This is a genomic window from uncultured Campylobacter sp., from assembly GCF_938017615.1.
Taxonomy (GTDB): domain Bacteria; phylum Campylobacterota; class Campylobacteria; order Campylobacterales; family Campylobacteraceae; genus Campylobacter_B.
This window is the reverse complement of sequence record NZ_CALIJA010000111.1, coordinates 1-11083: the sequence shown is the minus strand read 5'-3', so window position 1 is coordinate 11083 and position 11083 is coordinate 1. Positions and strand designations below refer to the sequence as shown.

Genomic DNA, 11083 nt, shown 5'->3' with positions numbered 1-11083 from the left:
GCGAGCATTTTGTATGATAAGCCATGTCAATAAATATAGGGATTGGAGTGCAATATGAAGCTTGAACGTTTTCCCGGTATAAATATTATAGTTGAAGAAAAACGTGTTATTTTTGAATTAAAAATTAAAAACCAAAAATCTGTATATATGTGCCACCCATTTACAAATAACACTAGAGATATTGCGTTTGTTGATAGCATAAAATTCTTAGAATTATGACGTAATAATAAAATTGATGTAGATAAAGAAATAAGCAATAAAAGGGAAGATGGTTGGCGAAACGATTACAAATATAGTTGGGAAGAAGAGGGCTTTAAACAGGGTCTTGGTAATACTGTGCCATTGGCTAGAGTTTGTTGTTATTCTGATGAGTATTATGTACCAATAAAAGTAAGATGTATTCCGTTTTTTAAAAAGAATTATGTGAAAGAAACAAAATACGCTTGTTCATTTTCTGACGGAATAACACGTACTATTTGGCTGCTTTCTAATGGAGCAAAATCATTTCCAGTACATTTAAGCTCCTCCGATGAGACAAAAATATTGGCAAAATTTGCAGGTATTACAGAAAATTCTTATTATATAAAGATAGAAATTCAAAGTGAACTGAATTTATGGGATAAGAAATGATATATAAAATTTTAGTCATAAATTTATGGAATTTTAGTTAAAATCCTTTCACCAAAATTTCGCGTAAAAGCTCTGCGAAAATGTCAAATTTAGGAGAATCCTTGAAGCTTCAAATGTCCTTGATGTCGGTTGCCTGCGTCGTAATCATCCTGGCTGGTCTTAAAGCCGCGCAGGCTATCGTCGTGCCATTTTTGCTAGCTATTTTCATCACGGTGCTCGTCTCGCCGCTGGTGCTTTATGTCCAAAAGATCCGCGTCGGGCGCGTTTTTAGCTTCCTCATCATCACTTTCGCTTTCGTGGCGATTATAGTGTTTTTCGGCGCAGTCATCTTCGATGCGATCAAGGAATTTTCAGCGCGCCTGCCCGAGCTTCAAGCAAAATTTGAAGAGGTGCTAGGAGGCGTGAGTGCGAAGCTCTCTCTATTCGGCATAGAGCTTAACGCCGCAAGCCTAGGCATTGATCCGAGCGAAGCCGCCGCACAGCTATCTGCACTACTGCGCAAAACAGGCTCGATAGTCTCGACGGGATTTTTCATTTTTATAATGGTTTCATTTATGGTCTTTGAAAGCTCTGTGATCGACGAAAAAATCCGCTATTTTTCGCAAAGTAGCCATGCTACGCACACTTTCGTGAAGAAATTTGCCTCCAGCCTCAAAAAATATCTGCTAATCAAAACTATCGCTTCAGCTTGCACCGGTGCGCTTATCGGGCTCGGGCTGTGGGCTCTTGGTGTTCCATATGCCGCGCTGTGGGGGATTTTAGCTTTCGTGCTAAATTTCATCCCTACGATAGGCTCGATCGTAGCGGTCTTTCCGACGCTTTTCGTGACGCTAGCTACGATGGATATAAGCTCTAGCATCTGGACTATCGCAATCTATTTGGTTGTAAACGTAGCGATCGGAAATATCATCGAGCCACGATTTTTAGGGCAAGGGCTCGGGCTTTCAACGATCAGCGTACTTGCAGGGCTGCTGCTATGGGGCTTCGTACTCGGCATCGGTGGGCTGTTTTTGGCTGTGCCGCTTACGATGAGCATTCAGATCGCGCTTGCCTCAAATGACAAAACGCGCTTCATCGCGACTCTATTAAGCAACAAGGTCGAAAGATAAAGCGAAATTCCGCGGAATTTTAAAATTCTATAAATTCTAACTTGAGCGCGCTCAAGAGTATTTTTGTCTCTTTTAGATAAAATCCGCCCAAAGGATCAAATATGACGAGCGAAAAATTTATTTACGAAGTAAATACGGTGACGAAATTTATCCAAATTTACTGCGATGGCAAGCATGCGGATGCGCCTAAAAAAGACGGTGCTGTGCTTCATGACTACAAAGACGATAAGGGGCTAGTGCAGACGCACTTTCATCTCTGTAGCGACTGCGAGCGGATGCTGCGTTACGCCTATGCGCGCTTACGCGCCTGCCCACATACCGAAAAGCCGCGCTGTCACCACTGCCCGCATCCGTGCTACGAGCGTGAAATGTGGGTAAATATGGCTAAGATGATGAAATATAGCGGCATGAAGCTAGGACTTACAAAGATCAAAAAGCTTTTTTCGTTTAAAAAAAGCTAATTTGTGCGGGCAATTTAGCTAGAGTTTGCGGGTAAAATTTATCTTTGCAAGCTCGCTTCATCTTTATGCAAAAAAGTATAAAAAAGCGGCGTGAGAACAAGCACAAAAAGATATAAAAATCAATCAAAATAATAAATCTTAGCGCGTAAAATTCTGCCTCGCAAACGTAAATCCTCCGCAATCCTTGATAATAAATAATTAAATTTGAGTTTATAGTTTTAAGTTAGAATTGTGCCCAATCAAAGGAGAAAATATGAAGGTCATTACCATCGCGGTCGTTAACGGGAGGGTCGTAAACGAAAAGGAATTAATCGCGTCTATCGCCGATTATGACGATTTTACCGCGGTTGCCGAACAACTCCGCAAAGGGCTGAAATCGAGGTATTTTACATCTAGAGAGCATGCGAGGATCTATAAAAAAATCAGCGTCGAGACGGGCTTTAGACGCGTGCGATTCGACTACAAACCGTATAAAGATAAAATTTCAAACCTCATCGCCCAAGGCTACACCGTCAAGGCGATCTTAAAAAAGATCGGCGAGGAGGACGAAGCGTTCAAAAACGCCGTTACTGCGCCCGGGCTTACACACTTTATCTCCGTGACGTTCAAAGATGAAAAAACAAGACTTCGCGCAACCGCCAAAAAAAGCGAGGATTTCTTATACGCGTATCGCTTCGAGATCAAGAAAATGCACTTCCAAGGCGTTAGCAATAAAGAAATTTTAAAGCATATGAAATCTCAATACGAAAAGGATTTTGCAAAAGTAAGCGAGCGCGATCTTGCTGCTTTTATCGAGGCAAACGCGGTACTTGATACCGACCGCAAACTCTCGCTGTATAAAAAACCGAGCCTTTATGATCCGCATTTTAGCGAGATTATGAAGCTTTACGCAAGCGGTATGCGCGTCTATGACATATGGAAGACGCTTAAGGCCAAATACCCCGAGCTAGCCAAGCTTCAAGCGCCGAGCCTTTATCAGTTCATCGCAAACAACGCCCTTGGCAAAGCCAAATATATGCAAAAAGACTAATATGCCCGCGCTTCTTTCAAATTTTACTTTCAAATTTAAAATTTCGCCGCGATAAAGATCGATGGAAGCCGGTGAAATTTCGATGAAAACCTGCGTCATTCTCTGCGGCGGCAAAAGCTCGCGTTTCGGCAGCGACAAAACGCTGTTTCCATTCCGCGGGCATCCCAGCATGACGCACTTTCTTTTCTCGCGCTTAAGATGCGAGTTTGAGCGGGTTTTCGCCTGCGCCAAAAGCTCTAAATTTAACCCGCCGCTTCCTATGATCTACGACGAATTTGAGGAATTTTCGCCGATGGGCGCGCTGTATTCGGCGCTGAAACCATTTAGCGGCGAGCGCATTTTTATCATCCCCGCCGATATGCCATTTGTAGAAATTTCCACCATTCGCGCCCTTAGCGAGCAGGAGGGGCAAATTTGCGTGGCGGGCGACGAAGCGCATAGGCATAGCTTGTGCGGATTTTTTGACGCAGCTCTCGCGCCGCGCGCGCTTGAGCTCTACCGTGCAGGAGAGCATAAGATCGGTGCACTCATCGGATCTGCAAATTCCAAAGTGCTAAATTTCAAAAACAAAGAGCAGTTTTTAAATATAAATTATCAAAACGATTTAAAGGGCGCAGATGAAATTTAAAGCTTTAACACTCGCGCTTTGTGCCATGAGTCTAGCCGCGCAAGACCTGACCGAGCTGTACGCAAAGGCCGGCGAATACGAGGCCAAAGGCGATTACAAAAACGCGATGATCTATTACAAAAAGATCGCCGCGGCAAGCCTAGCGGATAAAGGCGATAAACCGCGCCGAAAAGTCGCAGAAAATTCTACCTCGTCCGCAGAAAACCGCGCTTCGCACGATGATGCCGCCGTTTTAAACTCTGTGGTGCCGCAAAATTCTTTAGCACAAAATTCCGCCATGGCAGAATCCAGCGCGCTAAATTCTGCTGCATCAAATTTCTTAGACGCAGGCTCGACTGCGTCGGGCTCGGCGTCAAATTTAGCATCATCTAATTCCGCCTCGCTCTCGCAAAATTCCGCCTCGCTGGATTCCACGCCGCAAGGCGAGCAAAATGGTCGAAATTTTGGATTTTTGGGGCTTAAATACTACGAGCCGATCTATATGCTCTTTACCCACGATTTCAGTAAAAAACCCGATCGCAAGGCGGATGAACTGCATTTTGAGTTTAGCTTCGAGCGACCGATCACCTACGACGCGCTGGGGCTTGGAGAGAAAATTTCATTCGCTTACGCGCAAAATTCCTGGTGGCAGATCACGCAGGATAGCGCGCCTTTCCGCGAGAGCAACTATCGCCCCGAGCTATACGTTAGCGCGCCGGTGCCGTTTGCGGACGAGCTAAAGATAGGCGCCATGCACGAATCAAACGGCAAGGGTGGCGAGGAATCGCGCTCATGGAATAGGCTCTACGCGCAAAGCACGTGGAGTGCGGACGGATTTTCGATCACCCCCAGAGCCTGGTATGCGTTTTGGCTGGACCGCACGAATGAGGACATCGCGGATTATATGGGCTACGGCGATCTGCGCGCGTCATACACCTTCGGCAAGCAGCGACTTAGCGCTCTGTGGCGAAACAACCTACATTTTGACGGCAGTAACCGCGGCGCGATCGAGCTGAACTATAGCTTTCCGATCTTTAATAGCGGATTTTACGGCTATCTGCGCTACTTTAACGGCTACGGCGAGAGCCTCGCGGATTACAAACGCAGCGTCAATAAGATCGGCATCGGGCTTTCTTTCGTGGAATTTTAATGCCATCTGCACCGAGTTGCGAGCTAAATTTGAACTCACGACTCGTTGTGCGTCTTAAAATCGCACCAAATTTCAACCGCTTTTAAATTTCTTAGAAATTAATATTGTTTTAGCTAAAATCGCAGATTAAATTTTAAACAAAAGGATCAAGAAATGGCACAAATTCAAGAGGCCGAGTTCATCTGGAAAGACGGCAAATTAATCCCCTGGGTGGAGGCTACTACCCACGTTTTGACGCACTCTTTGCACTACGGAAACGCCGTATTTGAGGGCGTACGCGCCTATAAAACCGACAAAGGCTACGCGATTTTCCGCTTGGACGAGCACACTGCCCGTCTTGAAATTTCGGCAAAGCTCTGTCTAATCAAGCTTCCGTTCAGCTTCGAGCAGCTTCGTCAGGCCCAGATCGACGTCGTCGCGAAAAACCGCTTCGATCAGACCGTTTATATCCGCCCGCTAGCGTATTTCGGCTACGGCTCGATGGGCGTTTCATCTACGAACTGCCCGGTAAACGTCATCGTCGCAGCGTGGCAATGGGGCGCGTATATGGGCGAAGAGGCGCTACGCAAAGGCATCAAAGCTAAAATTTCATCGTGGATGAAGCCCGCGCAATTTTCGATGATGGCAAAAGCCAAAGCGAGTGCGAATTATTTCAACTCGCAGATGGCAAATTTTGAGGCGGTCGATGCGGGATACGATGAGGCGATACTGCTCGATCCTCAGGGCTTCGTCGCGGAGGGGCCGGGCGAGTGCCTATTTATCGTAAAAGATGGGCTCATCATCACTCCGCCGAACGACACCAGCCTAGAGAGCATTACTCAAAATTCAGTCATAAAAATCGCGCGCAGCCTGGGCTACGAAGTCCGCAGAGAGCGTATCGCTCGCGATCAGCTCTACGCCGCGGATGAGGCATTTTTTACCGGCACCGCCGCGGAGGTCACACCGATTAGCAACATCGACGGCAGGATCATCGGCAAGGGCGAGATGGGCGACATCACAAGCCGCTTGCAAAAAGCGTATTTCGCGGTAGTCACGGGCGAAGACCCAAAATTTGAGCACTGGCTCACTTACGTTAAATAAGGACACGCATGCCTGCGGATTTGAATGATTATTTTAATAAGAAAAATAGCGACAAAAAAGGCGGGAATTTAAATTTTAAAATTCCTAATTTTGGAGGAATGGGCAAGTTTAGCGGCGTGCTTTACGTGATAATCGCGCTAATTGCGCTGCTCGTGATTGCAAAGCCCTTCGTCACGATCCAATCGGGCGAAGTGGGGATCAAGTCAAATTTAGGCAAATACGATCCGACGCCTCTTGGCGCGGGACTTCACTTTTTCGTGCCGTTCATACAGGACGTATTCGTCGTAGATACTCGCACGCGTATCATCAACTACACCAGCAGCGAAGATATGAGCGCGGGTATCGCTACTAAAAGCGGCACCGCGGGCGGTATCATCAGCAAAAACTCGCTCTCGGTTTTGGATTCGCGAAATTTGCCCGTCAGCATCGACATCACCGTGCAATACAGGCTCAATGAAGCCACGGCGCCCAACACGATCGCCGAGTGGGGCTTTTTGTGGGAGGATAAGATCATCGATCCGCGCGTAAAGGACGTCGTGCGTAGCGTCATCGGCAACTATGCCGCCGAAGAGCTGCCTACCAAACGCGACGAGATCGCTAAAGCGATCGACGACGGCATCCGCAAAAATATCGAAGCACTGCCGAATTCACCCGTAGATCTGCTAGCCGTGCAGCTTCGCGAGATCATTCTGCCCGCAAAGGTAAAGGAGCAGATCGAGAGCGTACAGATCGCCAAACAGGAGGCTGAGCGCACCAAATACGAGGTCGAGCGCGCAAATCAAGAGGCACTTAAAAAGGCTGCTCTTGCCAAAGGTAACGCAGACGCCGTCAAAATCGAGGCTCAAGGTCGCGCCGATGCCGCCAAGATCGAAGCCGACGCGCAAGCCTACGCCAACAAAGAGATCGCAAAGAGCTTGGATACAAATCTTTTAAGCCTTAAGCAGATCGAGACGCAGGCTAAATTTAACGAGGCGTTGCGCGAAAACGGCGACGCGAAAATTTTCCTAACGCCGGGCGGCGCGGTGCCTAATATCTGGGTCGATACGAAAGATAAGGCGAAGCAAAGCGCCATCGAGCGGGAAAATTAAAATTTCAGGCGGTTATACGCCCGGATTTCGCGAGATAAATTTAATAGCGAATTGCTCCGGGCGCATAAGCTTAACTCGCGATTTCGCAAGTTAATCTTAGCGGCGAACTCGAAAGCTCGTGACAAGTAGAACTCGCGCTCGTCGCGGCTTAAGCCTAGCGGTCGCTTAAAATTTTAGCTGCCAGGTTTGTCCTTTAAATTTACGAGGCTCGCCGCTTCGTAAATTTTATAACTAAATTCCGTATGCGGCGGCTAAATTCAGGGCGCGCGACTTCGCAAATTAAGGATCAAAGATGAAGGTAGATTGGCAAAAATTAGGCGGGCTGCTCCCAGCGATCGTGCAGGACGCGGGCGACGGCGCAGTTTTGATGCTCGCGTATATGAACGAAGAGGCACTAAGCCTGACGCTGCGTACCGGCTACGCGCACTACTTTTCGCGCAGCAAGGGGCGCATCTGGAAAAAGGGCGAGAGCAGCGGTCACGTTCAGCTCGTGCGAGAGGCGTTTTTGGACTGCGATAACGACGCGCTGCTACTTAAAGTCGAGCAATGCGGCGGATCCGCCTGCCACACGGGCGCGCGAAGCTGTTTTTTCAAAGAGATTTCGCTGCAAAAATGCGGCGAAAATATCCAGAGCCCGAACGCTTGCGGCGCGATAAATTTTGCAGAGCACGGCTCTGCAACCTCTCTCGTGCAGAAAAATTCCGCGAATTCCCGCACAGAGCAGAATTCCGCTTCCTGCGACGGCTTGCAGAATTTAACGCCCAAAAATTCTACCGATTCCTGCGGTAAGCAAAATTCCGCAATGCAAAGCCCCACTGCGACGAATTCTGCGTTCGCAAATTCCGCCGCAGAGCGCAGCGAGCAAAATTTAGACGCCGCCGCGCAAAATTCTACGCCTAAAAACTCCGCAGAAAAAAGCCCGTACGGTATTTTGGACGAAATTTATCACGTCTGCTTGGATCGCAAGCTAAACGGCGAGTCCGCGCTCTCCTACGTCGCCTCGCTCTACGCGAAGGGTGAAAACGCCTATCTCAAAAAGATCGCCGAGGAGGCGTGCGAGTTCGCACTGGCGTGCAAGGACCTCTCGCGTAGCGAGCTTTACGCAGACGTCGCGCGCGAGGGCTTCGGCGAGCACAGAGCGGGCGAGCCGCGATATGACGTGATTTACGAGGGAGCGGATCTTGTATTTCACCTTCTGCTCGCGCTTGCGGCGCACAATATCCACCCGGACGCCCTGCTTGACGAGCTAGCGCGCAGGCAAGGACAAAGCGGCATCGAAGAGAAGCGTCGTCGCGAAAAATGATGCGTAAAATTTAATCGTGAAGACGTCTTTTCCGCTCGCCCGCTTTGCGCGGCGAGCTAAATTTAAAAAGTGTTGCCGAAATTCTGTGCCGAATTTCAACGACGAAAGTATATTTCAACCGCGCTATTGCCGCAAAATTTAATCGCGCTGCGCGAGCAAATCCGCGCGTAAATTTAAGCGCTTGCGTAAATCGTAAAATTTCACTAAAATTTTAAAATCAAATTTAAAGGATAGATGATAAGGCAGATCACGATGCAGGAGGCCCTGGATGCCGTTAGCGAGCGCTACTGCAAAGACCATCACTACGAAAACGTAGCGCTAAGCGATGAGATGGACGCCGCATCTGCGAGGTAAAAAGCCTCGTAAATATGGGCTTTATAGCCACGGCTATCACGGACGCGGCACTACAGCATCTAGCCACGCTACCGAAGCTTGCGTATCTGTTTTTACAAGATAGCGATAAGATAAGCGGCGAGGGCTTTAGATACTTTGCGAGGCACGCCAAGCTTGAGCACACCGGTATCGAGAACGTCAGCATTACGGATGAGGGGCTAAAAGCGATCGTGCAAATCCCGAAGTTAAAATCGCTGCGCCTGGTCAATTCACGCGTGAGCTTTGCGGGTCTGCTAGCCGTGGCGGATACGAAAATCCAGTTTTATCTTGGCGGCGGGCAGTTTAGCAAGGAGCAGATTGCGGAGTTTGAGCAGGCGCAAAGAGACGCCGCAAAGAGCAAAAAGAAGCTTGATCCGCGGGACGCTGCGGCAGCGCAGAGTGCGCTTTTAGAATTTTTCGCGGCGATGAGCGAGTGGGAGAAATTTGCCGCTTCGCGAATCGATGACGCGGATGACGGCGATGTGCAGCGCAGATGCGACGAGCTCTTTGCGCGCTACTGCACGCCCGTTAGGCGCAGCGGCTTCCGCCCCGAGGGCATCTCGTTTTCGATGGCGGAGGGCGGCACCTACGGCGGGTACGAGCTAACGGACGCCGAATGCGAGAGCAAAAACAAAATTTACATCTACGCCAAGGACGAACACGGCTTTGCGCGCCGCTTCCTGCTCGTGCGCAAGGACGGGCGCTGGCTCGTAGATAAGTGCCAAGGCATGAGCGGCTGCTGGAAAAACCGCGGGCTGTAAATTTGAGCGCGAAATGGGCTCAAATTTCATTCTCGGCGCGATCGCAGAGATAAAATTTAGCCTGCCGCGGGCACTGTGATAAATTTAGCCTGCCGAGAGTACGGCGATAAAATTTCATCGGCGCTGCGAAACAAAAACAAAGAGAGGGCAAATGAGCGGTAAAATTCTGCGCACGGCGATTAAAGAAAGGCGCGAATGAAGAGGCAAATTTTCTCCGAGCTGGGCGGCCTCGTGATAAAGGGTCCTCGCGCTGCTCGCGCGCTATCTGGATGAGCACGGGCTTGCGAACGGGGACGTTCTTGCTTATTTTACGCAGACCGAGCACGGCGATACGGTCACAAGAGAGGGCATCGCCGTGCCGATATTGGGCGTTCGCAGCGATTATTACGATTTTGCGGTTACCGTGGGCGAGGCGAGCGAGGAGATATTCGCACAAAACGAAGCGAAAATCATCTCTCGCGGCTGGGTCTTTCACTCATCGGGCACGCTAAAAATCGCAGGCATCAGCTATTTTAAAGATATGAGCCGCATTAGCGAGCAAAACAGCTTAAGCTTTCTCGTAGAGCGCGGTCGGTACCGCTTGGAAATTTTAGGCGGATACCGAGGCGCAAATTTTAACGGCTCGCCCGCTCCCCTCGGCGATACGCCTATTTTAAGCGATACGCCCGTTTTTCATCTGCGACTTACGCCTTCTGCCGAGCCTAAATTTAGCGGCGATTTGGAAACGCCGTTTTATTTTTAACCGAATTTATAAAATTTTGCGCAAAATTTCTCTTTTTATGCGCGGCGAGCAGGCAAATTTTATAAATTTAGCCGCATTTAACCGCTGCGCCGAGCAAAATGCTATAATCGGCGCCAAATTACGGGAGGCGAGATGGTTTTTGACGAACTTATGGACGCGCTGGCGCAAAACGGCTGGCAGATACGGCGCAGGGATGAAATTTGCCCGCCGCGGGGCGAATTTTTGGGCGGCAGATTTAAAAATTTAAGCGAAGATTTTTACCGCTTCGTTTGCTCTTTTGAGACTTTGCATGACGCTGCGGACGCCGTTTGGTTCGTGTCCGCTAGGGATTATGCGTCGTCAGGCGCGGACGAGGCGGAATTTCGCTACGGAGATTTTGAAAAAGACAGCCTGGAGTGCGCGGCTAACGATGCGCAAAGAGCCGCTGTGAGCGCATTTTGGAGCGGGTGCTTGCCGTTTTTGTTTTCGGTCAGAGGCAAGCGCTGCTTCGCAGGCATCCTCACGCAGGGCGCGGACGCGGGCAGGATCATATTCGGCGCGGAACCGATCTATGAGGATGCCCTACTCATCGCGCAAAGCTTCGAGGAGTTTATCGCCCTATTCCTTGCCGCGCTCACGGACAAAAACGCCGCGAGATATCCACTTTCTTGTTTTACGTAGCGGCATGCGATGCTGATAAGGCTGCCGAGCGGAGATAAAGCAGTGCAGCGAGGTACGCGGTGCAGGACACAAATTTTAGCCTCACACAAA

13 protein-coding genes and 1 pseudogene are annotated in these 11083 nt (G+C 49.1%); all 14 read left to right on the top strand.

The features are described 5' to 3' along the window. Positions 1–54: 54 nt before the first annotated feature. Positions 55–219, top strand: a complete 165-nt coding sequence (locus Q0620_RS05835; RefSeq protein ID WP_298783710.1) for a hypothetical protein — start codon at positions 55–57, stop codon at positions 217–219. Between the two features lie 204 nt (positions 220–423). Then, positions 424–630 (top strand): hypothetical protein, encoded by a 207-nt coding sequence (locus Q0620_RS05830; protein ID WP_298783708.1) that lies wholly within the window; start codon positions 424–426, stop codon positions 628–630. A 101-nt stretch (positions 631–731) separates the two neighbouring features. After that, positions 732–1739, top strand: a complete 1008-nt coding sequence (locus Q0620_RS05825) for an AI-2E family transporter (protein WP_298783706.1) — start codon at positions 732–734, stop codon at positions 1737–1739. A gap of 101 nt (positions 1740–1840) precedes the next feature. Further along, positions 1841–2200: a nitrous oxide-stimulated promoter family protein gene (locus tag Q0620_RS05820; protein WP_297881245.1), complete on the top strand. Its 360-nt coding sequence runs from the start codon at positions 1841–1843 to the stop codon at positions 2198–2200. 253 nt (positions 2201–2453) lie between these two features. Continuing rightward, positions 2454–3230 carry a hypothetical protein gene (locus Q0620_RS05815; protein WP_298783704.1) on the top strand — a complete coding sequence of 259 codons (777 nt, stop codon included), beginning with the start codon at positions 2454–2456 and terminating at the stop codon, positions 3228–3230. A gap of 61 nt (positions 3231–3291) precedes the next feature. Further along, positions 3292–3858, top strand: a complete 567-nt coding sequence (locus Q0620_RS05810; protein ID WP_298783702.1) for a molybdenum cofactor guanylyltransferase — start codon at positions 3292–3294, stop codon at positions 3856–3858. Further along, on the top strand, positions 3848–4987 hold the full coding sequence (locus tag Q0620_RS05805) for a phospholipase A (protein ID WP_298783701.1): 1140 nt from the start codon (positions 3848–3850) through the stop codon (positions 4985–4987). Before Q0620_RS05810 ends, Q0620_RS05805 begins: the two co-directional genes overlap by 11 nt. A gap of 153 nt (positions 4988–5140) precedes the next feature. Beyond that, positions 5141–6067, top strand: a complete 927-nt coding sequence (locus Q0620_RS05800) for a branched-chain amino acid transaminase (protein WP_298783700.1) — start codon at positions 5141–5143, stop codon at positions 6065–6067. Positions 6068–6075: 8 nt separating this feature from the next. Continuing rightward, on the top strand, positions 6076–7155 hold the full coding sequence (locus Q0620_RS05795) for an SPFH domain-containing protein (RefSeq protein ID WP_298783698.1): 1080 nt from the start codon (positions 6076–6078) through the stop codon (positions 7153–7155). Between the two features lie 292 nt (positions 7156–7447). Beyond that, positions 7448–7786 (top strand): annotated as a pseudogene (gene hisI / locus Q0620_RS05790) (phosphoribosyl-AMP cyclohydrolase); the annotation flags it as partial. Between the two features lie 171 nt (positions 7787–7957). Continuing rightward, positions 7958–8458 carry a phosphoribosyl-ATP diphosphatase gene (locus Q0620_RS05785; RefSeq protein WP_298783712.1) on the top strand — a complete coding sequence of 167 codons (501 nt, stop codon included), beginning with the start codon at positions 7958–7960 and terminating at the stop codon, positions 8456–8458. Between the two features lie 368 nt (positions 8459–8826). Next, entirely contained in the window at positions 8827–9591 is a 765-nt protein-coding gene (locus Q0620_RS05780; RefSeq protein WP_298783695.1) for an NTF2 fold immunity protein, read from the top strand. Between the two features lie 355 nt (positions 9592–9946). Then, positions 9947–10333, top strand: a complete 387-nt coding sequence (locus Q0620_RS05775; RefSeq protein WP_298783693.1) for a hypothetical protein — start codon at positions 9947–9949, stop codon at positions 10331–10333. Between the two features lie 132 nt (positions 10334–10465). Next, entirely contained in the window at positions 10466–10993 is a 528-nt protein-coding gene (locus Q0620_RS05770) for a hypothetical protein (protein WP_298783691.1), read from the top strand. The last annotated feature ends 90 nt before the right edge of the window (positions 10994–11083 follow it).